22 protein-coding genes are annotated in these 26,843 nt (G+C 49.2%); 16 read left to right on the forward strand and 6 right to left on the reverse strand.

Features of this window, described 5'->3' with window-relative positions; genetic code table 11:
- Positions 1–236: 236 nt before the first annotated feature.
- The 9 genes from ACR0QE_RS07545 to ACR0QE_RS07585 all read left to right on the forward strand — a co-directional run bounded on the left by ACR0QE_RS07545 (position 237) and on the right by ACR0QE_RS07585 (position 11,487).
- Complete coding sequence (locus ACR0QE_RS07545; RefSeq protein ID WP_432627757.1) at positions 237–755, forward strand: hypothetical protein; 519 nt, start codon at positions 237–239, stop codon at positions 753–755.
- Between the two features lie 252 nt (positions 756–1,007).
- Complete coding sequence (locus tag ACR0QE_RS07550) at positions 1,008–2,963, forward strand: PrpR N-terminal domain-containing protein (RefSeq protein ID WP_432627758.1); 1,956 nt, start codon at positions 1,008–1,010, stop codon at positions 2,961–2,963.
- 66 nt (positions 2,964–3,029) lie between these two features.
- Positions 3,030–4,067, forward strand: coding sequence for a pectinesterase family protein (locus ACR0QE_RS07555; RefSeq protein WP_432627759.1), 1,038 nt, complete (start codon positions 3,030–3,032; stop codon positions 4,065–4,067).
- Positions 4,068–4,303: 236 nt separating this feature from the next.
- Positions 4,304–5,197 carry a 2-hydroxy-3-oxopropionate reductase gene (gene garR, locus ACR0QE_RS07560; RefSeq protein WP_432627760.1) on the forward strand — a complete coding sequence of 298 codons (894 nt, stop codon included), beginning with the start codon at positions 4,304–4,306 and terminating at the stop codon, positions 5,195–5,197.
- Positions 5,198–5,346: 149 nt separating this feature from the next.
- On the forward strand, positions 5,347–6,246 hold the full coding sequence (locus tag ACR0QE_RS07565; protein WP_432627761.1) for a dihydrodipicolinate synthase family protein: 900 nt from the start codon (positions 5,347–5,349) through the stop codon (positions 6,244–6,246).
- Between the two features lie 174 nt (positions 6,247–6,420).
- Complete coding sequence (locus tag ACR0QE_RS07570) at positions 6,421–7,566, forward strand: glycerate kinase family protein (protein WP_432627762.1); 1,146 nt, start codon at positions 6,421–6,423, stop codon at positions 7,564–7,566.
- Positions 7,567–7,570: 4 nt separating this feature from the next.
- Positions 7,571–8,542 carry an AEC family transporter gene (locus ACR0QE_RS07575; protein WP_432627763.1) on the forward strand — a complete coding sequence of 324 codons (972 nt, stop codon included), beginning with the start codon at positions 7,571–7,573 and terminating at the stop codon, positions 8,540–8,542.
- Between the two features lie 329 nt (positions 8,543–8,871).
- The gene (locus ACR0QE_RS07580; RefSeq protein WP_432627764.1) at positions 8,872–9,726 is read left to right on the forward strand and encodes an aldo/keto reductase; all 855 of its coding nucleotides are present in this window, start codon (positions 8,872–8,874) and stop codon (positions 9,724–9,726) included.
- A gap of 450 nt (positions 9,727–10,176) precedes the next feature.
- On the forward strand, positions 10,177–11,487 hold the full coding sequence (locus tag ACR0QE_RS07585; protein ID WP_432627765.1) for a lactate racemase domain-containing protein: 1,311 nt from the start codon (positions 10,177–10,179) through the stop codon (positions 11,485–11,487).
- Between the two features lie 40 nt (positions 11,488–11,527).
- Here ACR0QE_RS07585 and ACR0QE_RS07590 read toward each other — a convergent pair whose 3' ends face one another.
- On the reverse strand, positions 11,528–12,460 hold the full coding sequence (locus ACR0QE_RS07590; RefSeq protein ID WP_432627766.1) for a LysR family transcriptional regulator: 933 nt from the start codon (positions 12,458–12,460) through the stop codon (positions 11,528–11,530).
- A gap of 232 nt (positions 12,461–12,692) precedes the next feature.
- On the opposite strand from ACR0QE_RS07590, the gene ACR0QE_RS07595 reads away from it, so the two are divergent.
- Positions 12,693–14,072 (forward strand): GntP family permease, encoded by a 1,380-nt coding sequence (locus ACR0QE_RS07595; RefSeq protein WP_432627767.1) that lies wholly within the window; start codon positions 12,693–12,695, stop codon positions 14,070–14,072.
- A gap of 406 nt (positions 14,073–14,478) precedes the next feature.
- Here ACR0QE_RS07595 and ACR0QE_RS07600 read toward each other — a convergent pair whose 3' ends face one another.
- Positions 14,479–15,390, reverse strand: coding sequence for a LysR family transcriptional regulator (locus ACR0QE_RS07600; protein ID WP_432627768.1), 912 nt, complete (start codon positions 15,388–15,390; stop codon positions 14,479–14,481).
- Positions 15,391–15,596: 206 nt separating this feature from the next.
- Here ACR0QE_RS07600 and ACR0QE_RS07605 point away from each other — a divergent pair, with 206 nt between their 5' ends.
- From ACR0QE_RS07605 to ACR0QE_RS07620, 4 genes are all read left to right on the forward strand, one after another.
- Entirely contained in the window at positions 15,597–17,063 is a 1,467-nt protein-coding gene (locus ACR0QE_RS07605; protein ID WP_432627769.1) for an NAD(P)/FAD-dependent oxidoreductase, read from the forward strand.
- Positions 17,060–18,298 carry an NAD(P)/FAD-dependent oxidoreductase gene (locus tag ACR0QE_RS07610; protein WP_432627770.1) on the forward strand — a complete coding sequence of 413 codons (1,239 nt, stop codon included), beginning with the start codon at positions 17,060–17,062 and terminating at the stop codon, positions 18,296–18,298. The genes ACR0QE_RS07605 and ACR0QE_RS07610 overlap by 4 nt, the downstream gene beginning before the upstream one ends.
- Positions 18,292–18,669 (forward strand): DUF1667 domain-containing protein, encoded by a 378-nt coding sequence (locus ACR0QE_RS07615; RefSeq protein WP_432627771.1) that lies wholly within the window; start codon positions 18,292–18,294, stop codon positions 18,667–18,669. The genes ACR0QE_RS07610 and ACR0QE_RS07615 overlap by 7 nt, the downstream gene beginning before the upstream one ends.
- A gap of 434 nt (positions 18,670–19,103) precedes the next feature.
- Positions 19,104–20,483 carry a GntP family permease gene (locus ACR0QE_RS07620; protein WP_432627772.1) on the forward strand — a complete coding sequence of 460 codons (1,380 nt, stop codon included), beginning with the start codon at positions 19,104–19,106 and terminating at the stop codon, positions 20,481–20,483.
- A 98-nt stretch (positions 20,484–20,581) separates the two neighbouring features.
- On the opposite strand, the gene ACR0QE_RS07625 is transcribed toward ACR0QE_RS07620, so the two are convergent.
- Both ACR0QE_RS07625 and ACR0QE_RS07630 read right to left on the reverse strand, forming a co-directional pair.
- Positions 20,582–21,469: a LysR family transcriptional regulator gene (locus tag ACR0QE_RS07625; RefSeq protein ID WP_432627773.1), complete on the reverse strand. Its 888-nt coding sequence runs from the start codon at positions 21,467–21,469 to the stop codon at positions 20,582–20,584.
- A 95-nt stretch (positions 21,470–21,564) separates the two neighbouring features.
- Positions 21,565–22,596, reverse strand: coding sequence for a LysR family transcriptional regulator (locus ACR0QE_RS07630; protein WP_432627774.1), 1,032 nt, complete (start codon positions 22,594–22,596; stop codon positions 21,565–21,567).
- Positions 22,597–22,959: 363 nt separating this feature from the next.
- Between ACR0QE_RS07630 and ACR0QE_RS07635 the strand changes: the two genes are divergently transcribed.
- Together ACR0QE_RS07635 and ACR0QE_RS07640 are read left to right on the forward strand one after the other, a co-directional pair.
- Complete coding sequence (locus ACR0QE_RS07635; RefSeq protein ID WP_432627775.1) at positions 22,960–24,243, forward strand: SLC13 family permease; 1,284 nt, start codon at positions 22,960–22,962, stop codon at positions 24,241–24,243.
- Between the two features lie 45 nt (positions 24,244–24,288).
- A complete protein-coding gene (locus ACR0QE_RS07640) occupies positions 24,289–25,215 on the forward strand; it encodes an alpha/beta hydrolase fold domain-containing protein (RefSeq protein ID WP_432627776.1) in 927 nt (308 codons plus the stop codon).
- Positions 25,216–25,257: 42 nt separating this feature from the next.
- On the opposite strand, the gene ACR0QE_RS07645 is transcribed toward ACR0QE_RS07640, so the two are convergent.
- Together ACR0QE_RS07645 and ACR0QE_RS07650 are read right to left on the reverse strand one after the other, a co-directional pair.
- Complete coding sequence (locus tag ACR0QE_RS07645; RefSeq protein ID WP_432627777.1) at positions 25,258–26,175, reverse strand: LysR family transcriptional regulator; 918 nt, start codon at positions 26,173–26,175, stop codon at positions 25,258–25,260.
- 420 nt (positions 26,176–26,595) lie between these two features.
- Positions 26,596–26,775, reverse strand: coding sequence for a hypothetical protein (locus ACR0QE_RS07650; RefSeq protein ID WP_432627778.1), 180 nt, complete (start codon positions 26,773–26,775; stop codon positions 26,596–26,598).
- Positions 26,776–26,843: the final 68 nt, after the last annotated feature.

A 26,843-nucleotide genomic window follows, 5' to 3' on the forward strand; every position in this document is an offset into this window, starting at 1 on the left:
GAAGCGTAACGAAATTGTGAAAATTTCTTTACTTTTTCCTGAAAAACCTGTTCAAATGAAAAGGGATCGTATATAATACATCGTATTGCGTCGCCTTCACCATAAAAATAAGAATAGATTTTGTGATGACCGTTTTTGATGATGGATGCTTGGATATGAAAAGATAGAGTGGTCAGGCGGCGGGGGTAAAAAGTTGATAAAATCTGAAAAGTAATGAAAAATCAGGAGGAAAAATGATGAAAAAAAGAACACTGACTTCCCTTCTTCTGGCAACTGCCTGTGTGCTTCTGCTGGGAGGCTGTACCAAGAGCAACATTGTCCGTCAGGACGAGGCGGCTTCTGACGGAGCACCGGATTTCAACATGTATATGAATATTGAGATCGATGAGGATCAGCTTCACGATGATGTGAATGATGTGATTCTGGAGGAAGATGATTATCCGATGGCATCCAAGGTGGATTTTGCCCTTCATCTCGACAAAGAGTACATTGACGTGGAAGTTGTTGTGAAGGATGGAACGAGCGGAGCAGATGCGGCAGAGTACGCAAGCGATGCGCTCAAGTGCATCAACGATCAGGTTGCTGTGCAGGATTTCTCTTACGGAGAATCGGACGATGACACCTTCGGCGGCCTGTATCAGGACAATGAGGTAAATCTGAAGATTTATCAGGAATCCCAGTATCCGGACGGAAAGCCGATGTATGAGACGACAATCCCGAAAGATACCTACATGACATTTGATGTACAGGATTAATTAGAGGATTAATTTAGAAGATTAATTAGATAGAGAAAACGAAGAGACGAGATGACTGTCCGGCAGATCTGCGCACTTACTGCGCTGACATACGGAACAGTTAGACAGGACATGCTTTGAGCAAGGAGGCTGTCGCAAGGCGGACTGAGAGACAGTTCCGGCGTTTGCGGCAGCCTGTTTTCGTTTATTTTTCGTTATCATAATCATATCATTTCATATCACAGGAAATTAGAAGAGTGAAAGGGGGATTTTATGGGGAAGATTGCACTTTTAGTGTCGAGGGAGGAAATGCTTCATCAGGCACACAATATTTTGCAGGAGAAAAAGCTTCAGATTCAGGAAATGCGCGTGATCCGGACGGAGAATGCGGTGACGGAGGCGAGACGTTCGATTGCAGACGGAGCCTCGATCATCATCGCCCGCGGACTTCAGGCGTCCCTGATCAAACAGTACACCGATATTCCGGTTGTAGAGATTGTGCTGACGGCGCAGGAAATGGCACTGTTAGTCATGAAGGCGAAGCAGATTATAAAGAAGCCGAGACCGGTGATCGCGGTTGTGGGATTCCAGAATATGTTCTGTGACATGTCGTATTTCGATGAGCTTTACGGGATTGAGCTGAGAACGTACTTTGCGAGACAGGGAGCAGGGCTTCCGGGGACTGTGCAGGCGGCAATGGAGGATCAGGCGGATCTGATTATCGGAGGTGACACGGCGGTTTCGCTTGCGACTCAGGCGGGAGTGCCGTCGCTCTTTCTCTCCATGACGGAAGATTCGATGCGCCAGGCATTCTCGATGGCGGAGAGCATGGATTATGCGATGAGCGTGGAGAAAAAGACCGCCGCCCAGATCGAGACGATTTCCGATTACTCGTTCAGCGGAATCATGCGGATGGATGCGGACGGGATTGTCACGGCAGTGAATCCGGTGATGGAGGATCTCCTCGGGAAAACGCAGGACAAGCTCTGTGGCCAGAACATCCGGACGCTCGTTCCGGCGATCGGGGATGAGGCGCTCAGAAAAGTGCTGGGGGAAGGAAAAGATTATTCCCTGACGATGGAGATCGGTCACGTTTCCCTCTACGTCCTCCTTGCACCTGTTCTCTATGAGAGCCGGGTGGATGGTGCGATTTTGAGCTGTCACCGGGTGAGAAAAAGTGTCCAGCTTCCCCAAAAGAGCCGGGATAAAGAGCGGGGACAGAAAGGTCTGCCGCCGCTTGTCCGTTTTGATGATATCCTTCAGAAATCCCCTGCCATGCAGGAGTGCATTCGGATGGCGGGACTCTATGCACTCTCAGAGCACCCGGTTGTTTTGTCCGGGGAACCGGGAACGGAGAAGCGCATGATTGCGGAGAGCATTCACAACAGCGGAAGCCGCAGCCGGGGCCCTTTTCTCGATGTGCCGTGTGAGGGGCTGACCGGGGAAGAACAGAGAAATATGATTTTCGGAGAGCGGGGGGCTGCTCTTCAGGCACAGGGCGGAACGCTGCTTCTTCGCGATCTCGAATATCTGACTTCGGCAAACCAGTACCGCCTTTACCAGCTGATCCGTTTTCGCGTCTGCTATGGCGCAGATATTGCCTCGCTAAGAAAAGTCAGTGTGCGCGTGATGGCAACGGTCGGAGAACCGCTTGCGCTTCTGGCAGATCAGGGAAGAATCAGTCAGGATCTGTATTATCTGCTCTCCGGTCTGGAACTGGCGGTTCCGCCTCTGAGAGAGCGGCCGGAAGATCTGAGTGAGAAACTCGAGGAGACGCTTCAGGACTGCTGTGAGCGATATTCGCGCTATCATGTGCTGACAGCGGGAGCAAAACAGCTTCTGACACAGTATCCGTGGCGTGGAAACCTGTTCCAGGTCGAGAGCTTCTTTGAGCGCCTGATTTTGACGGCAGACCGGAGAAGTCTTGATGAAAATGTGGTGGGAGCGCTTTTAAATGAGCTTTATCCGGAGAACACACACCGCAGGGTATGGGGAAATGAGGACTCAGCAGGCTTTGCTGGCTCCAAAATTGCGGGGCGGATGGCACAACCGGAGCAGAACGTGCAGAAGGAGCAGATCCCAGAGCCGCCAGCTCTCTGTGCGCGGGCACAGGTGATCCTCGATGCGCTGAAGAAACATGGAGGAAACCGGGAGAAGACCGCACAGGAACTGGGGATCAGCAAGAGCACGCTGTGGAGACTGATGAAAAAGTATCAGATTAACTGGTAAATAAAATGCTAGATTAAAGTGGCAGATGTGGTGGAGAAAGAGGAAAGACAGGAGAGGTGCAGGAAAATGGACAAAAATGAGAGATGGGAGCAGAAAAGTCTGTGTGTGGAGACGGAGAATGGACAGTTTTCTTCGGTTCAGGAAGCTTTGGATGATCTGGAGCGTCATCCGGATCTTGGGCGCCGGATTCTCGTGCACCCGGGTATCTACAGGGAGCAGGTGACTGTGCGCCTTCCCGGAGTCACAATCTGCGGGGAGAGCCGAGAGATGGCTGAGCAGACGGTGATTACCTGTGCGCTCGGCGCGCGGACGATTCTTGAGGATGGAAAGAAGAGAGGAACGTTCCGGACATACACGATGTTTGTCGATGCGCCGGATGTGACGCTTGAGAACCTGACGATTGAAAATGGAGCCGGTCCGGGGACAAAGGTCGGTCAGGCGATTGCGCTCTATGCGGACGGCGACCGCCTCTGTGTGCGCGGTTGCCGGCTGCTCGGATGGCAGGATACGCTCTTTACGGCGCCGCTCCCGCCAAAGGAGATTGAGAAAGATGGTTTTATCGGGCCGAAGCAGTTTGCACCGAGAGAAAAGAGACGCCAGTATTATGAGGACTGCTATATCGAAGGCGAGGTCGATTTTATTTTTGGCGGTGCAGCGGCATGGTTTGAGGGATGTACGCTGTTTTCCAAGGATGTCGATCGCGAGATCAGGGGATATGTGACGGCTCCGTCCACACCGGAGGATCAGCCGTTTGGCTATGTGATGAGTCATTGCCGCTTTGAGAGCAACTGTCCGGAGAAAAGTGTCTACCTCGGCCGTCCGTGGAGAGAGTGGGCAAAGGTTGTTCTTTTAAACTGCGAGATCGGCGCCCACATCTGTGCGGAGGGATGGAACGACTGGGGAAAAGAGCTTGCGCACGAGACTTCGTTTTTTGCAGAGTACGGCTGCAAGGGGCAGGGGGCAGATACAGGCGCCCGCCCGGACTGGACGCACAGACTGACGGCGGCTTTGGCAGAGGAGTACACGATTCAGAAGGTACTTGGTGGATTGGATGGATGGAATCCGAAAAAACAGGAATCTGCCGCGAACTGCGAGAAAATATGAAATATTTTGCAAGCAAAATGAAATAAAAAGAAATAAAATAAAAAGATAAGGTGATAAAAATGAAACCTTGTCTTTTTTGTATAGAATTTTAAATGGAATTTAGTAAAACAGCCGATTGCGAACCGCAAAAAAATTTTTTATAATCAGGTCAGAGTTGAGGAAAGAGATTCCTTGACAGACAAAAAAGAAGTAACAACCAAACTTATCATATATTTTAAGAAAGTGAGGAAATTGAAATGAAGATTGGATTTATTGGACTTGGTATCATGGGAAGACCGATGGCAAAGAACCTGGTAAAGGCAGGCCATGAGCTGGTGGTTTTCGATTTTAATAAAGAGGCAGTAGCAGATCTGGTATCCTGCGGTGCAAAGGCAGCAGAGAGCGGCAAGGAAGTTGCATCCCAGGTTGAGGTAGTTATCACCATGGTTCCGAACTCTCCGCACGTAAGAGCAGCAGTTCTGGGCAAGGACGGTGTTGCTGAGGGTGCTAAGCCGGGTCTGGTTCTGATCGACATGAGCTCCATCGATCCTACCGAGAGCAAGAAGATCGGTGAGGAGTGCGCAAAGCACGGCATCGAGATGCTGGATGCACCGGTATCTGGTGGAGAGCCGAAGGCAATCGACGGAACCCTGTCTGTTATGGTAGGCGGTAAGAAGGATCTGTTCGACAAGTACTATGATATGCTGATGGTAATGGCTGGTTCTGTTGTATACGTTGGCGACCTTGGTTCCGGTAACGTTGCAAAGCTGGCTAACCAGATGGTAGTTGCAATCAACATTGCAGCAGTTGCAGAGGCTCTGACCTTCGCTAAGAAGGCTGGCACCGATCCGGAGCTGGTTTACAAGGCAATCCGTGGTGGTCTGGCTGGATCTACCGTTATGGATGCAAAGGCACCGATGATGCTCGAGGGCAACTACAAGCCGGGCTTCCGTATCGAGCTTCACATCAAGGATCTGAACAACGCTCTGAATGCAGCACATGCAATCAGCTCCCCGGCTCCGCTGACCGCTCAGATGATGGAAGTTATGCAGTTCCTGAGAGCAGAGGGCTGCGACAAGGAAGATCACTCCAGCATCGTAAAGTACTACGAGAAGATCTCCGGTACCAGCGTAGTAAAAGAGAACAAGTAATTAGAATCGTTAGAATCATTTCAGAATTACAATTAAAAAAATGCAGAATTGCATAGTGAATTTCTAACAGAGCAGAGGGTGCCAAATGATAACAGGCTGAAAAACAGATATCGTTATCTGGAGGCACCCTTTTTTAAAGGAGAATGGCGATGAATACAGATTTTATTAAGGGTGTAGTAGTTCCGATTCTGACCCCGATTGATGAGAACGAGCTGATCGATGAGAAAAAGATGCGTGAGCAGGTTGATTTCGTAATCAACGGCGGTGTGAGCGGTATCCTGGCATTCGGCAGCAACGGTGAGTTCTATGTGATCGAAGAGGACGAGATGGAGCGCGGCTTAAAGATCATGGTAGATCAGGCAGCTGGTCGTGTTCCGGTATATTTCGGAATCGGCGCAATCAGCACCAAGAAGTGTGTCCGCCTCGCAAAGATGGCAGTTGCAAACGGTGCAGCAGGTATCTCTGTTCTTCAGCCGATGTTCTTAAAGCCAACTGAGGCTGAGCTGTTTGAGCACTTCAAGACAATCGCAGAGGCAGTTCCGGATACCCCGATGCTTCTGTACAACAACCCGGGACGTGTTGGTTACACGATGTCCGGAAATCTTGTAGAGCGTCTGGCTCACGAGGTTAAGAACATTGTAGGTATGAAGGATACCAGCGGTGATATCACCCAGACTTCTGAGTTCATCCGCCGCACCAGAGACGTAAACTTCAAGGTATTCGGTGGAAAGGATACTCTGCTGTACGCTTCCATGTGCCACGGCGCAGTAGGTGGTGTATGTACCGCAGCAAACTTTATGCCGGAGCTGATCACCGATGTTTACAACAAGTACGTTGCAGGTGATCTTCAGGGCTCTCTTGAGGCTCAGTTCAAGCTGAATCCGGTACGTCTGTCCATGGACGGCGCAAGCTTCCCGGTTGCAGCAAAGGATATGGCAAACCTGCGCGGAAGAGAAATCGGTGTTCCGTACAAGCCGAACCTGCCGACTCCGGAAGGCCCGGTTCTTGAGAAGATTAAGAAAGAGATGAAGACTGCAGGTCTGATCTAAGGATTTCTGGTTCTGACCGGGTTCTTTCTAAATCGATCGAATTCGAGAAACTTGAATTTTTATTGAAAATAGAGAAAAACGGCGAGTGAACCGGCACCGGCGAATGTCCGGTGCCGGTTTTTTGCGTAGATGAGCGAAATCTTTGCAGGCGTCGATTTGAATAGGAGGGTGAATATGAAGTTACTGTTTGCTTCTGATTCTTTTAAGGGGACCCTGTCCTCAGAGCAGATTATTCGTCTCTTGACCGAGACAGCTGAAAAAATTTTCCCGGGATGCGAGACAAGCGGAGTTCCGATCGCAGACGGCGGAGAGGGAACTGTCGATGCAGTCATTGCAGTGACGAAGGGATCCTTGCGCAAGGTGAAGGTTCACGGACCGCTGATGGAGGAGACGGAAGCTTCCTACGGCGTGTTCCACGGTGACAGCGCAATCATTGAGATGGCAGCAGCTTCCGGACTTCCGATGGTCCCGGCTGAGAAGCGCAACCCGCTCAACACCACGACATACGGAACCGGTGAGCTGATCAAGGATGCCTTAGACCAGGGATACCGCAAGCTGTCAATTGCGATCGGCGGAAGTGCGACGAACGATGGCGGAATGGGTGCAATGCGTGCTCTCGGCGTTCGCTTCCTTGATGCAGATGGCGCAGAGCTTTCCGGCTACGGCGCAGATCTTGAAAAAGTTGCAAAAATCGATATGAGCGGTCTTCATCCGGCTGTCGCAGAGGCCGAGATCACTGTTATGTGTGATGTCAACAATCCACTGACCGGACCGGACGGTGCAACCTACACGTTCGGAAAGCAGAAGGGCGGTACCCCGGAGATTCTCGACCAGCTTGAGGCAGGTATGAAGCATTACGCCGCTCTGATGCGTGAGAATGGCATGGATGTCGAGCAGATGGCAGGAGCAGGAGCAGCCGGTGGTCTCGGAGCCGCTCTGTGCGGATATCTTCACGCCTCCTTAAAGTCCGGAATTGAGACCGTGCTCGATCTGATTGATTTTGACGGTCTGCTCGAGGGCACGGATCTGGTTGTGACCGGCGAGGGAAGAATTGACTGGCAGTCTGCATTCGGAAAAGTTCCGAGCGGAATCGGTCTGCGCTGCAAGAATCATGGTGTTCCGGCAGTTGCGATCGTCGGCGGCATGGGTGACGGTGCTGAGAAGATTTATGAATTTGGTGTGGAGAGCATTATGTCCACGATCAATGGAGCAATGGACATCGAGGAGGCGTTAGACCGTGCTGAGGAGCTGTACCGCGGTGCAGCAGAGCGCACGTTCCGTATGATTCGTGCGGGAATGGAGATCGGAAAGAAGGCGTAAATCCATGGACATTACCGGGCTGTGGACTCTGCAGTGCATGATGTTTCTCATGGTTGCTGCAGGCGCCATTCTCAAAAAAATCGGAATTTTAAAAGCAGAGGGAAAGGGAATGCTCACGGATCTCGTGCTGTACTTTTTCCTGCCCTGCAACATCATTCATTCCTTTCAGATGCAGTTCGACACTTCGATTTTGCAGAAATTTGCGATCGTTCTGACGATCTCCCTGGTCGTGCAGGCTGTCTGCTATGGAATGAGTAAGGTCTTTTATCGAAACCGTCCTGATGGAGTGCGCCGGGTCATGCGTTACTGCACACTGGTTTCAAACTCCGGATTTTTAGGACTCCCGATTGCGGAGGGAGTCTTCGGAGCGGAGGGCATGATGTATGCCTCTGTTTTCATCATTCCGATGCGTGTTATGATGTGGTCTGCCGGAATTGCCTGCTTTACGGAGAGTCCGGATTTTAAGACGGTTATGAAGAAGATTGCAGTTCATCCGTGTATCATTGCGGTTTACATCGGACTTGGACTGCTCCTGTTTCAGCAGCCGCTCGGGTTGGTATACTCGTGGATGGTGACATCTCTCGGTCCGATCGGTCTGATTGTGAAGGTACTGCTTGCAGCGCTTCAGAAAGGAATTAATTCCGCCGGAGCCTGCACAACGCCGAGCACAATGATGCTGATCGGTATGATGCTTGCGGAAGTGAAACCGAGAGATATGCTGAACAAGGATGCGATGGTAATCACTGTGGTGCGTCTGGTGCTTGTTCCGTTCCTTGTTCTCGTGGGATGTCGTGTTTTTGGCATCAGCGGAATTGTTGCAGGTGTCTGCATCCTGATTTCCGGAATGCCGGCGGGAAGCACCGCTCCGATTCTTGCATCGAAGTACAACTGTGATTATGTATTTGGAACAAAGTGCGTGGTTGTCTCTACGTTGCTCTCAATGCTCTCGATTCCGCTCTGGTGCATGGCAATGTAGCCGTGGCAATGGCTCCGGGAGGCGGGCAGAGAAAGCAAAAAAGTTGATGTGAAAGCTGATTTTGGGTCAATCAGCCTGAGTTGAAATGTAGTGAAATACGGTCATACGACGCTCTGAGTTGAGTTTGTGCGGGTATTGACCGGAAATAAAATATAAATAAGCGATGGATCGATCAGCCTTGTGATCAGGTTCGGAGTTCGGTTTGACCGAGAATCCGGGGCTGTCGCAGGGCTGAACTTGCACGGAATGACAGAAATAATAAGTGACAGCGGAAAGAATGAGAGAAAACTGGCTGGAACAAAGACTGAAGAAAGAATGAGGTGTGAAAAATGAAAAATATGGTAACACTGCCGGACGGCACAAAGGTTCCGGCAATCGGACAGGGAACCTGGTTTCTTGGAGAGCATCCGACCCGTTTAAAGCAGGAGGAGGAAGCGCTTCGTGCGGGTGTCGGAGCTGGAATGACGCTGATTGACACCGCTGAGATGTATGGAAGCGGAAAGGCGGAGGAGCTGATCGGAAAGACGCTCCCGGGACTCAAGCGAGAGGATCTATTTCTTGTATCCAAGGTTTATCCGCATAATGCGGGACGACGCAACATTTTCAAGAGCTGTATGGCGAGCATGAAGCGCATGGGCGTCGATTATCTTGATCTTTACCTGCTGCACTGGCGCGGTGCCATTCCGCTTGAGGAGACGGTTGCGTGCATGGAGCAGCTCAAGAAAGAGGGCAAGATCCGCAGATGGGGCGTTTCCAACTTCGATACGGCGGATATGGAGGAACTCTGGAGTGTGCCGGGCGGAAAGAACTGTGCAGTCAACCAGGTGCTCTACCATGTGGCATCCCGCGGAATTGAGTACGACCTTCTGCCGTGGATGAGAGAGCATCATGTTCCGGTTATGGCATATTGCCCGCTCGCTCAGGGCGGAGATCTGCGCCGCGGTCTCTATGACAGTGCTGTCTTAAATAAGATTGCACAGGCACATAAAGCGACGGTTTCCCAGATTCTGCTTGCCTTTGTCATTCGCGGGGGAGATGTGATTGCGATCCCGAGAAGCGGTCATGCGGAGCACACACTTGAGAATGCAGGGGCAGATGAGATTGTGCTCAGTGCAGAGGAACTGGCAATGATCGACAAGGAGTTCCCGGCGCCGAAGAGAAAAGTTTATCTGGATATTGTGTAGGGGCAATAAATTCTCTCAAAAACGCGCTCCCGCTCGGATCGACGCGCAGCGGTACATAGGGCTGTCAAAGACACAGCCCAAGTACCGGCGGGTCGATACGGTTTTTTCGAGAACATATTGCCCCTTGTAGCGACGTTCTCACATCCCCTCAGATAGCTTCCACCAAGTTCGAGGCAATGTGTGAGGAGATTTGGCAGAGATTCTGGTCATCTTTTTTGATATCTTTTAGTTATCTCTTAATTTTCAGCCATACTGTTGGCGTAATCTTAGTTTTACTAACATATCTCGAAGAATTATTAAATTTACTTTATTATGAGGATTTTTTATAATGAGGACAGAATGAAACTTGCTCAGAACAGAGTGAATAGGAGATCTATATATTTGGATCAAAAATGATGAAAAGGCATTCTTGATCGAAGGTGTATAGAGGGGCGAATAAAGGAGGCAGTCATGAAAGTAACAGTTGGAGGCACGGTTTCAAAACTTTTGAAGGATACGAAAATTCCGAAAATGTTTCACGCAAAGCAGACATTTCCGCGTGAAGTGATCACGGCTGAGGAGATTCCGGCAGTTGTAAACCGTGAGCTTGGCCAGGAGCAGTTTGCATCTCTGATTCAGCCGGGAATGGAGATTGCAATCACGGCGGGAAGCCGTGGAATCCGAAACGTGGACATCATCACGAAAGCGATCGTGGATTTTGTGAAGTCAAGAGGGGCAAAGCCATTTATTGTTCCGGCGATGGGAAGCCACGGCGGAGCGACTGCAGAGGGACAGCTTGAGATCCTTGCAAGCTACAACATCACGCCGGAGACGATGGGATGCCCGATCAAATCGTCGATGGAAGTCGTGGAACTTGGCGTATCAGAGCGTGGAAGAACGGTTTATCTGGATAAGAATGCCTACGAGGCAGATGGAATTATCGTTTCCTGCCGTCTGAAACCGCACAATGCGTTCCGCGGCCCGTATGAGAGCGGTCCGTGTAAGATGATGACAGTCGGTCTTGGCAAGCAGGCAGGAGCCTCCCTTGTGCACAGCGATGGAATGGATGTGATTGCCCAGAACATCCCGACGATGGCGAAAGTTGTTCTCGAGAAGGCAAAGATTCTTCTCGCAATCCCGTGCATTGAAAATGCCTACGATGAGACCTGTAAAATCGAGGCGATTCTCGCAAAGGATATTATGACAAGAGAGCCGGAACTTTTGAAATATGCATTCACGAACATGCCAAAACTCATTGTCGGGGAGACCGATGTCCTCGTTGTCGATGAGGTCGGAAAGAATTATAGCGGAACCGGTGTTGACCCGAATATCACCGGAACATTTTCAACCCCATATGCAACCGGCGGAATCAAGGTTCAGAGAACATGTTTCCTGAATTTGAGTGAGGCTTCCCACGGAAATGCGCTCGGCTGTGGTCTTGCCTCCGCAATCACGAAGAAGATCTTTGATGAGATGGATGTCGAAAAAATGTATCCGAACTGCATCACGAGCACCGTTCTCGCTTCTGCGCGCATTCCATGTGTCGTTGTAAATGATAAGGAGGCAATCCAGATCTGCATCAAGACCTGCAACAAGATCGACAAGGACCATGTGAGAATGGTGCGAATTGCAAACAGCTTGCATATCGGAGAGATCATGCTTTCCGAGTCCTATTACGAGGATGTCAAAGCGGGCAGGTATCCGGGCGTGGAGGCTCTCGACGAGCCACAGGAGCTTGTGTTTGATGAAAATGGCAACCTGACGGACAAGATTCCGGAATAAATGAATCTTTTATTTGATTTAAAAAAGTCTGGGGACGGACTCAGAAACTCTGAGTCCGCGTCTCCAGGCTTTTTTCTTTGAAATAACGCATCGCAAGACTGATGAAACACTGGGCCGCGTTCGTCAGATAATATCCCTTTTTGTGAAGAGCGCAGAGTTCCCAACGTGGACGCTGTGGCAGATAGAAGTAGGCGATGTCTTCAATATCCTGTACATAGCTTTCCACGAGAAGCGTGCACGCCATATTGTTTTTGACCATGTTTCTTGTAGTAACATTGCTTGCTGTCTCGAACAAGATCTTCGGCTGAAATCCAGCTTCCTCAAACAGTGGATCGATCAAGGTTCTCATTGTGGAATCTTTGAACATCAACACGAAGTATTCATCCCGAAATTCTTTCAAATCGATCGTGGTGAATGGTTCCCCGGGCGCGGATGCATTTTTTGCGAGTGGATGAGAGCGAGGAACGGCCAAAAGAAGATCTTCGTATAGAATATGATCATACGCGTCGTTTGTTTTGTCAGGTTCTGTAATCGTTACGAAGCCAATATCGAGATCCCCTTTGTTAATCATGATCTGCTGTTTGCGCACGGTAATTTCAGCAGGTTCAATTTTGATGTTCGGAAACTTTTGGTGAAATTCCGGATAAATACTCATCAGCATATTGATTCCACGCTCCGGAGTCAGCCCGATTGAGAGCGTGCCTGCCTTATTTTCAGCGAGATCATTGATGATGTTATAGGCGACGCGCTTGAGAAAACAGATTCTCTGACCGTATTCCACATAGACCTTGCCGGCATCTGTTAACTGCATATCATTTTTACAGCGGTGAAAAAGCTGAATTCCAAGTTCCGTCTCAAGTTTTAAGAGCTGTTGATTCAGTCCGGACTGAGTGATGTAAAGTTTCTCAGCTGCTTTTGTAATACTGTGTTCTTCCGCGATTGCCAAAATATATTCAATCTGTTTTAAATCCATGATGTCATTCCTCCATATAGTTTCTTCTGTATTTACGGAATTTGAACACTTACATTTTTTAAGCGATTTCTCAAAACCACTAATTTGACTTCCTGTATGTGCTTTTATACAATAGTAGCAGAAATGAGGCGGTGATGGAAGAAAAGTAACCGTAAAAATTTGCAAATTTTTTTATTTCTATCAACAGGAGCTCCTAAGAGATTAAACAAAAATGGAATGAGGAGAAATGAGTATGTCACATGAGATGCAAATGCTTCTGGGACTGTTTTTGGGAATTGTAGTTATGATCATCTTGGTTATGAAGACCAAGACGCATACCTTTATCGCACTGCTTTTGGCTGCTTTAATCTGTGGCTTGGTAGGAAAGATGGCACCGGCAGATGTAATTACTGCAATTCAGGATGGTTTTGGAAACACATTAAAGAGTACGGGTATTATTATTGGACTTGGCGTTATGATGGGCGGTATTCTGGAAAAGACGGGAGCAGCAGAACGTCTTGCCTACACCTTCATCAAGTTAATTGGAAAAGGAAACGAGGAGTGGGCACTTGGAATCACCGGATGGATTGTCTCCATCCCGGTATTCGCAGATTCCGCAGTTGTTATTTTTGCACCGCTTTGTAAGGCACTTTCTCGTGTAACCGGTAAATCTGTGATTGGACTGGCACTGGCACTTGCCTGTGGACTTCAGTGTACGCACGCAATGGTTCCGCCGACACCGGGTCCTCTGACTGCTGCCGGTATGATGGGAGTCGATGTTGGACAGATGATTATTGTCGGTGCAGTGCTCTCCATTCCGATTTTTATTGCCTCCATTCTTTATTCCAAGTGGATTGGAACAAAGATTTATCAGATTCCGCGCACAGATGGTACTTATGACCGTAAAGAATTCAAGAAAGAGTACATCAAGACGATGGATCAGCTTGATGCAATCATGAATGCAAAAGAGCTTCCGGGTCTTTGGAACTCCCTCTCCCCAATCGTAGTTCCGATTATCCTGATCTTCTGCAAGACTGCTTTAATTCTGACCTCTATCGACAGCGGACTGATTTACAACCTTGTAAATCTGTTTGGTGCTCCGATCGTGGCTCTTGCAATCGGTACAACTCTTGCTGTTTATGGTCTCGGTGCAAAGATGGATCAGAAGCAGATCATCAGCATTATGAATGACAGCATCAAAGATACCGGTATCATCATGCTGATTACCGGTGCCGGCGGTTCTCTGGGAAATGTTGTAAAAGTCAGCGGTGTCGGCGATGTCCTTGGTTCTATGGTAGTCAGCTGGCCGATTCCGGCAATCCTGATTCCGGTAATCATTGGTGCGCTGATGAGAATTGCCCTTGGATCTGCAACCGTTGCAATCACAACAGCAGCTTCCCTGACAGCACCGATCCTTCCGATGCTTCACGTATCCCCGGTTCTGCTTGCACAGGCCTGCTGTATTGGTGCAATCTCCTTTGGATATTTCAACGACAGTGGATTCTGGGTATTCAACGGAATGTTTGGCTTGACAGATATGAAAGACCAGTTGAAGTGTAAGACCGCCGTCTCGATGGTCATGGCGGGAGTCGGAGTCGTCGAACTATTGATTATCAACATATTTATTCACTGACCTGCATATGAAAGAAAGCACCGTCCCCGAAAGGGGAGGTGCGTGAAGAAGACTTTTGGAAGCAATGCCATAAAGAAAACACCAGCCCCGCGGGGGCAGGCGCTCTGTGAAGACCGTATAGGTCCGTCGGTACTTAGCCCGCGTAGTTTGCGGGCTTATGTACCGCTACGCACCGATCCGAGCGGAAGCGAGTCTGAACAGAGCGCCTGTTCCTTTGCGGGGCGTATTTTTTTGTGTTGCTTTTTTGGCATTTTTATGTGTTATATATATTTTTTTAGGCATTCCTTATTAAGATTAAGCGTATCTTTTAAACATTTCGTTTTTGTCGCTCTTCTTGAGCATTTTTTATTAAGGTTTTCTTTTGGCATTTTGTTTCACTCTGCCACTCTGTGGTTTTCAATCTCAATCAAGACAGCTTCTCAATCCAATATTCCTGACACAATTCAAGAAATCGTTTTTCCGCATAACTCAAATAGGCATCCTTTCGGCAACAGATTGTGACTTCCCAGTGCGGGTGCTGGGTCAGGCGGAAGTAGACGACATTCTCGAGTGGGACGGCAAAAGTCGCAGGCAGAAGTGCGCATCCGACTCCGGCATTTACCATCCGGTACTTGCTGACGTTGCTGCTGGTCGAGAAGAGCACTTTCGGCTCAAATCCGGATTCTGCGAACAGTCGCTCCACAAGCGGGTACATCGTGGAAGTCTGGGCGATCAGAACAAAGGGATCATCCTGAAACTGCGTCAGTGAAATCTCAGGAGCCATCTTTCTGTCGGGGCTTCCGAGTTTTGCAAAGCGGTGGGAGGAGGGAACGGCGAGAAAGATTTCCTCGTCCGCCATGTGCAGGTAGGTGTTGTCATCTTTCTGGTCCTGCGTGAGCGTGATCAGTCCGAGATCGATGTTTCCTTTTGCGATCTGCTTCTGCATCGTGCGGACATTCTGCTCGATCGGTTCGAGTATGACATCGGGGAGCTCTCGGTGAAAGGTGGGATAAACCGCGGTGAACATATCGACCCCGCGCTCCGGGATCAGACCGATTGTGAACTGACGGTGGGACTGCTCGGCGAGGTCGTGGATCCGGCTGTATGCGTCCTTCCGGATATTCAGAATCTCCTTTGCGGAGTCGACGTAGATTTTTCCCGCCGGTGTGAGCTGCCAGTCGGAGCGCGTGCGGATAAAAAGAGGGGTGTCCATCTCTTTTTCCAACTTTTGAAGCTGCTGGTTGAGCGCAGACTGGGTGATAAAGAGTTTTTCCGCTGCTCTTGTGATACTGTGTTCTTCACTGATTGCAATGATGTGTTCAAGCTGACGCAAATCCATGATAGCTGCCTCCGTGATAATGATTTTAATGTTAGTAAAACTGACATATAAGTAAGAAACATCAATTTGACTAACATATATTCCAATATATATAATAAAACACAGAAGATCTCAAGAGAAAAATAATCAAAAAGAGTGAAAACAGAACGGTTTTTAGAAGATTTTACGGAGTTACAGTTACAGGAGTACAGGAGGAGTGAGAGAGGATGGAACGATTTGATGTCATCGTGATCGGTGCGGGGGTTGTCGGATCAGCGGTTGCGAGAGAACTTGCAAGATACCGTTTGAGCAGCTGTGTACTGGAAAAAGAACTCGATGTGGCCTGCGGGAACAGCAGCAGAAACACGGGAATGCTTCATGCGGGATTTACCTACAAACCGGGTTCCCTGAAAGCAGAGTGTGCAGTTGAGGGAAACAAGGAATTTGATCAGGTTGCGAAAGAACTCGGGGTGCCGTTTAAGCGCACCGGAAAACTTGTCGTCGGCTTTACGGAGCACGACCGCGAGAATATCCTTAAATACAAGGCAATCGGCGAAAAGAACGGTGTTGAGGGACTTAGGATGATCGACAAGGAGGAGATCGAGAAGATTGACCCGAATGCCGGCGGAGAGTTTGCGATGTATGTGCCTTCTTCTGGAATCCTTGATCCGATGGCATACACGATTGCGCTCGCGGAGAATGCGTGCATGAACGGCGTGAAGTTTTGTTTCGGTGAGAGAGTTGTGAAGATTGAACGTCCGGACACAGAACACGGTGATTACCGGATCCATACCGAGGAGAATGAATATGCGGCAAAATGGGTGATCAACTGTGCCGGTATGTATGCGCCGGAGATTTCCGAGATGCTTGGCTATCCGAATTATCCGACGAAGGGTTTTAAGGGCGAGTACTATGTGCTCGATAAGAAAGCTGGAAAATTCCTCTCGATTCCGGTTTACCCGGCTCCGAACGATAAGGGCGGATTTTCCACCCACGCCACTCCGACCGTCGACGGAAACGTGCTTGTCGGACCGGATTCCTATGTGACCGAGGATCGCGAGGACTACAAGGTGACGAAACCACATCTTGATGGTCTGTTTGCAGACGGAAGCCGGATGTTCAAGCAGATGAAGCGAGAGTACTTTATCCGCAATTTCGCGGGAATCCGGTGGAAACGCTACAATCCGGAGACCGGCGAGATTCTCGATTTTCTGCTTGAGTCGGACGAGGCTCACCCTCACACAGTCAATCTTGTCGGCATTGAGTCGCCGGGCATCACCTGTGCACTTCCGCTTGCACGGCGCGCGGTTGCAAGACTTGTCGCAAAGGAGAATCCACAGAAGAATGAGGCATTCGATCCGGTTCGCCCAGTGCCGAAGCGCTTCTACGACATGACGCGCGAGGAGCAGAGGGAGGCAGTCAGAAAAAATCCTCTCTACGGCGAGATTGTCTGCCGGTGTGAGACGGTGACAAAAGCAGAGATTCTTTCCGCGATTCATAATCCGCTTGGGGTTCATACAGTGACCGGAATCAAGAACCGGACACGCGCGACGATGGGACGCTGTCAGGGCGGCTACTGTGAGACGAGAATCACGGATCTGATCGAGGAGGAGCTCGGAGTGAAGCCGGAGGATGTGCGGTATTCCAAGAAGGATTCCTACATGTTTACAGGGAGAGTGAGGGACGCGAAATGAGAAATGTGGATGTAGTGATTATCGGCGGCGGTCCTGCCGGACTCGCAAGTGCCATTGAACTTTATAAAAAGGGAATAACGGACATCCTGATTTTAGAGAGGGAGAAAAAGCCGGGCGGAATCCTCAGACAGTGCATTCACGATGGTTTCGGATTGACCCGTTTCGGGGAGACGCTCAGCGGACCGGAATATGCGTCCCGATTCGTGCATCAGGCAGAAGAACTCGGGATTTCGTGCCTGACAGATACGACGGTTCTCGAAGTGACAAGGGACAAGAAAGTCTATGCCTCCTCCGCAAAAGAAGGATTTATCGAGATTCAGGCAAAGGCGGTTGTGCTCGCGATGGGATGCAGAGAGCGGACAAGAGGAGCGATCAGCATTCCGGGTACCCGTCCGGCAGGAGTCTACACGGCGGGTGTCGCACAGGCGTACATCAACCTCAGAAATGAGATGGTCGGAAAAGAAGTTGTGATTCTCGGTTCCGGAGACATCGGGATGATCATGGCACGCAGAATGACGCTCGAGGGAGCGCATGTCATCGGAGTTTTCGAGCTTCAGCCGTATGCGAGCGGACTTCCGAGAAACATTGAGCAGTGCCTGAATGACTATCACATTCCGCTGCATCTAAGCCACTCCGTGACAGATATCCGCGGAAAGGATCGTCTCGAATCGGTGGTGATCTCTGAGATGGATGAACATTTGCAGCCGATCCCGGGTACAGAAAAGGAATATCCGTGCGACACCTTGATTCTTTCAGTCGGTCTGATTCCGGAAAATGAGCTGACCTGGGGAGCGGGAGCCGAGGAAGATCCCGGGACAAAAGGAGCGTCGGTGGACGAAAATTATCAGACGACCGTGCCGGGAATCTTTGCCGCGGGAAATGTCCTTCATGTCCATGATCTCGTCGATTTCGTGTCGATGGAGGCGGAGGCGCTTGCAGACTGTGCTGCGCGCTATGTCAGAGAGGGAAATCTTCCAGAGTCTAAACTCGCTGTGAAAGGCGATGCGCTTGTTGGCCAGCTGGTGCCGGCGAGAATCAGCGGAACAAGCGATGTGACGGTCTCCTTCCGTGTGAGAAAACCGCTCAAAGGATGCAGCGTGGAGATCTGTCAGGGTGATAAGGTCTTAAAAAAGCAGAAGTTTGCGAAGGCACTTCCGGCGGAGATGATTCAGATGAGACTGAAGGCAGAGCAGCTGACTGAGAAGGATGATCTGGAGGTGAGAGTGGTATGCTGAGAACATTTACTTGTATCATGTGTCCGCAGGGCTGTGACATCACGGCAGAACTCGAAGAAAATCAGGGAAAAACGGAGATTTTGAGCATCAGCGGAAATAAATGTCCGAAAGGAAAGGCATATGTGACGCAGGAGCTTATCGCTCCGATGCGAAACATTGCAACTTCGGTGCTTGTGACGGGTGGAGAACTTCCGCTTGCGAGTGTCCGGCTGATAAAGCCGATCCCGAAAGACCGGATTTTTGATGTGATGGCAGAGATCCGAAAGGTTCATCTGACTGCTCCGGTTGAGGAGGGAGCTGTCGTGATTGCCAATGTGCTTGGTCTTGGGAGTGATGTGATTCTCACAAGAAGTGTGGACCGGGCTGAGTAACGCCTCCTGAATGAATTTTTCCAGATAAAAAGTTCTGAAACAGGAACTGGTGGCAAAGATGGACAAGCGTTCCCAAAAAAGTTGAGAAAAAAGTTCTGGAAAATGAGGGTAGAGAGCATGGAAAGTCAGGACTCATAGCATAAAGGCTATGTTAAGATTAAGAAAATAGACATGGGAAAGTGCACAAAAACAGCGCGAGAATCATTGGATTAACACGCTGTTTTTTGTATATAATGACAAAGTTGAACAAAAAACGGCAGAAATACTATTCAAAAAACTTATAGATCTATCAGAAGTACGCGTTTTACTTAGAGAGAAAAACTCGCTATAATGACATCGTCAACGAAATGACAATCGTGAATGAAGCGATCGTAACCGGTACGATTTTCAGGCAACAGATTAAGAGATTTTAGCAAAAGAAAGAGGAGTTGGGTATGTCACAGGAAACGCAGATGCTTCTGGGATTGGTTCTCGGAATTGCAATCATGATTATTCTGGTCATGAAGACTAAGACACATACGTTCATTGCACTTCTGCTTGCTGCATTGATTTGTGGTCTTGTAGGAGGCATGGCTCCGTCTGATGCGATCACAGCGATTCAGGACGGATTTGGAAACACATTAAAGAGTACAGGTATTATCATCGGCCTTGGCGTTATGATGGGCGGTATTCTGGAGAAAACCGGAGCTGCCGAGCGTCTTGCTTATACATTTATCAAGGCAATCGGAAAAGGAAAAGAAGAGTGGGCACTCGGTGTCACCGGATGGCTGGTTTCGATTCCGGTATTTGCAGATTCCGCAGTTGTCATCTTCGCACCTCTTTGTAAGGCACTTTCCCGTGTGAGCGGAAAGTCCGTTGTAGGTCTGGCACTGGCAATGGCGTGTGGTCTTCAGTGTACACATGTACTTGTTCCGCCGACTCCGGGTCCTCTGACCGCTGCCGGAATGATGGGTGTTGATGTCGGCCAGATGATTATCGCAGGAAGTCTTTTATCTGTTCCGATCTTTATCGCAGCAATGCTGTATTCCAAGTGGATTGGAACGAAAATCTATCAGGTTCCGAATACAGACGGTACGTTTGACCGCAAGGAATTCAAGAAAGAGTACATCAAGTCCATGGATCAGCTTGATGAGATCATGAACGCAAAAGAGCTTCCGGGTCTGTGGGATTCCCTCTCCCCGATTCTGGTTCCGATTGTTCTGATTCTCTGCAAGACCGTTGCCGGTCTGACTTCTCTTGACAGCGGTGCTGTTTATGAGGTCATCAGCCTGCTTGGTTCCCCGATCGTAGCTCTGGGAATTGGTACCACGATGGCTGTGTATGGTCTTGGAAAGCATATGGACCAGAAACAGGTAATCGGCATCATGAACGAGAGCATCAAGGATACCGGTATGATCATGCTGATTACCGGTGCAGGCGGTTCTCTTGGAAATATCGTAAAGGTCAGCGGTATCGGTGATGCTCTCGGTGCAACCGTTATGGCGCTTCCGATCCCGGCAGTCCTGATTCCGGTTATCATCGGTGCCCTGATGCGTCTGGCACTCGGATCTGCAACCGTATCGATCACAACCGCAGCTTCCCTTACGGCTCCGCTTATCGGCCAGCTTGGACTGAATCCGGTTCTGATGGCACAGGCAAGCTGTATCGGCGCAATCGCATTCAGCTACTTCAACGACAGTGGATTCTGGGTATTCAACGGAATGTTCGGTCTGACGGAGCTGAAAGATCAGGTGAAATGTAAGACAGCGGTGTCCCTGATCATGGTTGGTGTCGGTATTGTGGAACTCTTGATTTTGAGTGCAATCTGGAAATAAGATTTACAAAAAGAACCTCCTCTGTGGTTTTGGGTCAGCCACAGGGGAGGTTTTTTGTGCCAATAAAATATATGGGGCGATACACCGATGTGATTCCTTTACTGCGGGGCATTTTTGAGGAGGAGCATAATCAGATCCCGGATCGGGCCGGTCAGGACGATTCCCTTTGCGTAGGCGATCACGACGTGGAAGATGACCGGTTCCGGCAGGGAAAACAGCCGGCATCCGTCGGCATCTGCATAAACAGAGCGCGGAAGAAAAGCAATTCCCTTTTCGTTTGCAACCATGTTGGAGGATGCGTTCAGATCGCGGATTTCACAGAGAATATCCGGGGTGAAGGGGCAGCGGGAGAGGATTTCGCTCTCAAGGCTTCGGAAGTAACTGTTCTGCTGATTGAGGATAAAAGGTTCATCCTGAAGCAGGGTAAGGTCAACCCCGTTTTTTTCAAAGGCGGGGATTGCGGGGTGAGAACAGGGCAGGGCGAGCATGAGTTCTTCATCCCGGAGCGGCATGAACTCGAGCATGCTGTGGCTGGCTTCCCGCGTTGCAATCAGCGCGAGATCAGCGAGACCGTTTGAGAGATAATCTTTGGCGACGGAAGCATTTCCGTCGATTGTACTGATCTGTGTGTTTGGGTGGAGCTTGCGAAAACCGGGCAGGATGTCGACCGAGAAATCAGGCAGGAGCGCATTGTTGTAGATGAAGGTGATTCGGCGTTTTCCGGACTGTTCGAGCTTACGGATCTCTTCGAGGGCGTGCTCGTAGACACTCTGGACGGAGCGCGCCCCGTTCACATAGATTTTTCCGGCGTCAGTGAGAATCATCTCACCCCGCTCACGCAGGAAAAGTTTTGTGCCGAGACGTTCCTCAATCCGCTTGAGCTGTCTGCTGATTGCGGGCTGTGAGACGAGGAGGCGGTCGGCAGCGCGGGAGATCGATTTCTCTTCCGCGATTGCAATGATATATTCAAGTGTCTGGGTGTTCATATCGGGAGATCTCTCTTTCTGTACGATTGTTTATTTGTTTATAAAACATTGTCAATTCCATCAATGCATAATTTCACCATGATAGAATCTCATCATTATATTAGACGGGTTCTTTTTTCGCCAGAATCCCGGGCAAATGTCTCGATCGGCGTGGCGGGACTGAATTCCTCCCAGATTGACCGCGCGATTGCATTGAAATCGGTGGTATAAATCGGATTTTGCAGATCGTGGCAGATCATCAGGTAGATGAAATATCGTTCGCTCTCGGAAAGGACATAGTTTTTTCGGAGAATCACGCAAAGATCGAGGGCGATTCGCGGGGAAAGCGAAAAGTAGACAATGTCAGAGGTATGCTCGATTGCAAATGAGAGTGGAAGGAAACCGGCACCGGCTCCGCCGCCGACCATATTTCGGATGACAATATTATTTCCACTCTCAAAGACGACAGTCGGATGAAAGCCAGCCTGTTTGAAAATATAGTCGGAGACGGAGCGCACCGAGCTTCCGGGCGACATCAGAATGAACGGGGAGTCTGCGAGTTCCTCGATGGAAACCTGGGCAAAACGCTGTCCGGGTTCGCGATTTTCGGCGCGCGAGGCGAGGGGATGAAAGGCAGGAACGCCGAGGACAATCTCCTCGCGAAAAAGGGTGACATAGTCGAAGTCTGTGGATTCGGTATCAAAACACGTTCCGAGAGAGCAGGAGACACTGCCGTTTCTCACCATCTCGCGCAGGTCGCGCATATAGCCCTCCCGCATTTCCAGACGGACCATCGGGAATTTCTGGGAAAATTTTGAGAAAATCTGCGCAGCCATCGCAGAGCCTCGCAGAGGCGTCACACCGATCTGGATGGTCTCTGTCGGGGTCACGCTGAGCTGGTGGATGGACTGGAGCGTCTGTTCCTGAATTGCAAGAATCTTTTTAGCAGCATCGAGGTAGATGCGTCCGGCGGGGGTGGGAATCAGCTGTTTCTTGTTTCTGACAAAGAGATCGATTCCGAGTTCAAGCTCTAAGCCGGAGAGAAAGGCGCTGAGTGTCGGCTGAGAAATGCCAAGTTTTCTTCCGGCCCCGGACAGAGTTCCGGTCTCGGCTATGGCGACAAGATAGGACATGGTTTTGAGATTCATGGATGGAAAATCCTTTCTTTTTATATATAAAGATGACCTTCAGCAAGTGTAAAAATAGGACAGAGCCTGAGCACAGCATAAAAACGGCGTGAGAGCACAGAAGCGTCAATATGGGAATATAAGAAAAGAATAGCGAATGGGAGAGAAAAAGTCAAGACAGAAGTATAGGATTTTGTAATAATATATATAGCGGCAGATGGATTGTACCCTTGCAAAGAGAATGATAAAATACTAACATAACAAGTGGGAAGAAAAAGGTTTCGTGAAAAATCTGCGCGGCCGTGAATCATGAGCAGAGGGGAAACTCTATTCTTGTTGTATGCAAAAATGTAATGATGTTATGATAATGGGAGATCGTTTGAGATGAATGTACAGATGATAATGGCATTGTGTATTTTGGTGTTTATGGTGGTCATGCTTCTGACCCATATTCTGCCGTATGGTGTGACAGCCATGATCTGCTGCGTCCTGTTTGTATTGACGGGCGTTCTGGATCTGAAGACCGCGTTTTCCGGTCTGTCGAGCAACACGACACTGATGATTGCGCCGATGATTGTAGTTGCGAGTGCACTTGGAAAGACAAGTCTGATTCACCGATTGAGAGGTGTGATGGGAAAACTTCAGGGCAAGAGCGGACTGCTTTTGATTCTCGGAATGTGTGGAATGACAATTGTTCTGTCTCAGCTGATGGGACAGGTTGCCTGCATTTCCGTGATGCTGCTCTTTATTCAGACCTTTGATGATGACAGCGAGTACTCTCCGTCAAGACTTCTGTTTCTTGTAGCAACGATCAACTGTCTGGCAACTTCCAAGTTCCCGATCGGTATGGGAGCAACGATGCCGGGTACAATCACTTCTTATTATCAGGGACTTGTGGGACCGGAGGACTGCCTTGGAATCACAGATTTCTGTAAGGCAGGAATTCTTCCTCTGATTGCAGGAACGATTTATTGTGTGTTATTCTATAAACTGATTCCGAACGGATCGATTGATAAGTCCCAGGTTAAGGATGTCAAGGATGCAGATCCGATCTCCAAGAGAGACGAGTTTTTGATTTTTGCTGTGTTTGCAGCAATCATGCTTGGATTCGCATTCACAGAGCAGCTTGGAAGTGATATCACAAACGTGATTCCGTCTGCCGGACTTCTGGTTCTGATTGTGTTTAAGGTGCTTCCGATTCCGGAGGTCATGAAGACTCTGACCTGCGATATGGTGTGGATGGTAGCCGGAATGAGCGTTGTCTCCACCGCACTCTCCAAGACTGGTGTTGGTGAGCTGATCGGCCAGACTGTTCTGAATATTCTTGGAGGAAATCCGAGCGGACTCTTCGTCAGCATTGTCTTCTGTGTGGCATGTGCACTGATGACCAACTTTATGTCCAATATGGGAACGATGGCACTGATGAGCCCGATCGCAGCATCCACGGCACTTGCAGGCGGAATGAACGTAAAGGCAGTTGTCCTGTGCTGCTGCGTGTCCGCATGGCTTGCATTCGTAATGCCGACCGGTTGTTCCGGAACAATGATGGCATTTGGTATCGGCAACCAGAATCCGATCAAGACGTTAAAGTTCACCCTTCCGCTTCTTGTGATTACGTTAATTGCACTGATTATTGGAATCAACATCTTCTTCCCGATTTATGGATGAGATTAGAAAAATGGAAAAAAGAAGAGAAAAAGGAGAGACAATACCGTGAAAAAAGTATTTGATCCCGGCACTAAAAAGAAAACCCTGACATTGATCGATAATGTCGTATATTCAAAAGTAAAAGACCTTGAGGGAAATCCTCTGGAATTAAAGATGTCGATTATGCTCCAGAATGGAAACAGTGAGATGCGTGCAGCCGCAGGCGCAGATGATCCGAGGGAGGATCACAGCCCGAAGCCGGCACTTGTGTGGATTCCGGGAGGCGGCTGGAGAGGAACCGATAAGAATCTGATGCTCGGGGAGATGAGCGAGTACGCAAATGCGGGGTATGTGGTAGCGTCGATCTACTACCGCAGCAGCGCACAGGGACATTATCCGGATCAGCTGATCGATGTGAAGAGTGCAGTCCGCTTCCTTCGCGCAAATGCGGATAAGTATGAGATCAACCCGGAGAAGATCGGCGTGTTTGGAAGATCCGCAGGCGGTCATCTCGCGGCAGCGGCAGCGATGAACCAGGAGGGCTTTGACTCTGAGGAGTGGGCTGGATATTCTTCCGATGTTCAGGCAAGCTGTGATATGTTTGGTCCGGTTGACATCCGCGCATTGATGGAGGATGAGGAGGCCCGCTTCTCCGATCCGAATTTCCGCTGGCATCGCCTTGAGGATACACACGGCGGCGCATTGATCGGCGGCGATTCGGCTACGATGAAAGAGCGGGGAGAGCTCGCAAGCCCGGTCAATATGGTAAATCCGAAAATGTGCCCGATCCAGATTCTGCACGGGGACAACGATCCTCTCGTCCCGGTTGAGAAGAGCAGCGAGGTGCTCTACCAGAAGATCGTGGACGCCGGAATGGAGGATCGAGCAGAATTCTACATTTTTCCGGGCGCCGGACACGGCTCAAGAGAGTTCTTCCAGGATTCCGTCAAGGAATTACAGATTGCATTCTTTGACCGTTATCTGAAAGAATAAGATTTTGAGCGCCGGGATTTCAAATAAGAGGATTTCTGATTCTTACCAGGACTCCTCATTTGCCCAGTAGTCCTTGGCGAGGCGCACGAACTCCTTTGCGCCGGAGCTTAAATAGCTTCCTTTCTTGTGGAGAATCGTCATATCCCAGGTCGGGTGATCCTCGAGGGCGAAGCAGGCAAGGCGTGAGGAAGGATTGCGCACATAGTAATGAGGGATAATACCGCAGCAGAGTGTCGATTCCACCATCGGCACGATGCTTGCGGTATTATTTGTCTCAAAGAGGACATTCGGCGTGAATCCTGCCCGGGAGAAAATCTGGTCGCAGATGGCGCGGAGCGTGGAATTCTTGTCCATGAGAACGAAGGGCTCATACTGGAGCTCTTTTAAGTCGAGAATGGTGAGCGGCTTGCCGGGGGCAGCTGCGCGGGCAGCGAGCGGATGACCGGCCGGAATGATGACACTCATCTCCTCGGTTCCGAGAAGAATGTGATTGTCGCTGGTCCGTTCACTCATCGGCAGTGTGATGAAGCCGAGGTCGATCTCTCCGCGCGCAACGGCCTGCTGCTGGAGATAGACGCGCATCTCGATCGGAACGACCTGAAGGTGAGGGCAGTTCTTGTGGAGTTCCGGGTAAATGCTCGTGAACATGCGGAGTCCGCGGCCCGGAGTCAGTCCGATCGTGAGTTTTCCTTTCTGAATGTTTGAGACATCGTAAATCCGGTTGTACGTCTCTTTCTTGATGCTCAGCATGGCTTTTGCACCTTCCACGTAGATTTTTCCGGCCTCTGTCAGTCCCCAGTTTGTGCGGGAACGGTGGAAAAGCGGGGTTCCGAGCTCCTGCTCCAGCTTTAAGAGCTGCTGGTTTAAGGCAGACTGGGAGATGAAGAGTTTTTCTGCCGCCCGTGTGATGTTATTTTCTTCTGCAATTTTCAAAATATATTCAATCTGTTTGGTATCCAAGAAATCGACTCCTTCTGACAAGAAAATATAACTAAGTATATCATAAAAATTCTGTATGATACAATCACACTCTAAGAAAAACTGATAGGTCTATTGGAATCATATATTTTACAATGAATGCGCGAAAAGCCCACGCCTTTAGGTGTGGGATGGATAGCGCAAAACAATCAAGAAATGTGTATGCAATGATTGATTTTTTATATACATAGCAGTATAATATATGTATGGAAAATTAAAGATTAAAAAACGGTTTTGACACGAGCCGTATGTTATCGTTAATTCATTCATCAGAGTGATTGATAATGAAAGTCTCATAGAAACGAATTAGTCTTATATACTTTCGAGCATATTTGGAAGTTCATGTATATGAGAACCCAACGAGCTTTAGCCATTGGAGTGTCAGTTATCGAGAAAAAGTGCCTATAATAAGAACATGATGAAGGCGATGAAAAAAGCCTGCAACAAACCCTCTAGCTTGGAAGGAGCGAAAGATGTGTGCTGGACGCATCTTTCGTTCCTTTTTTTATCGGTTCTATACTGAATGTTGGGGTGTGTTGAAAAACATACTTCCAACATTCTTTTTATTGTAATAAAATACATCTATAAGAAGCCTCCCAAAACATTTTACCGACCAAAGTTTAATGCATACGGAGGTGACCCCTTATAGA

Origin of the sequence: Brotaphodocola sp., assembly GCF_050873065.1 — a bacterium.
Classification (GTDB): domain Bacteria; phylum Bacillota; class Clostridia; order Lachnospirales; family Lachnospiraceae; genus Brotaphodocola.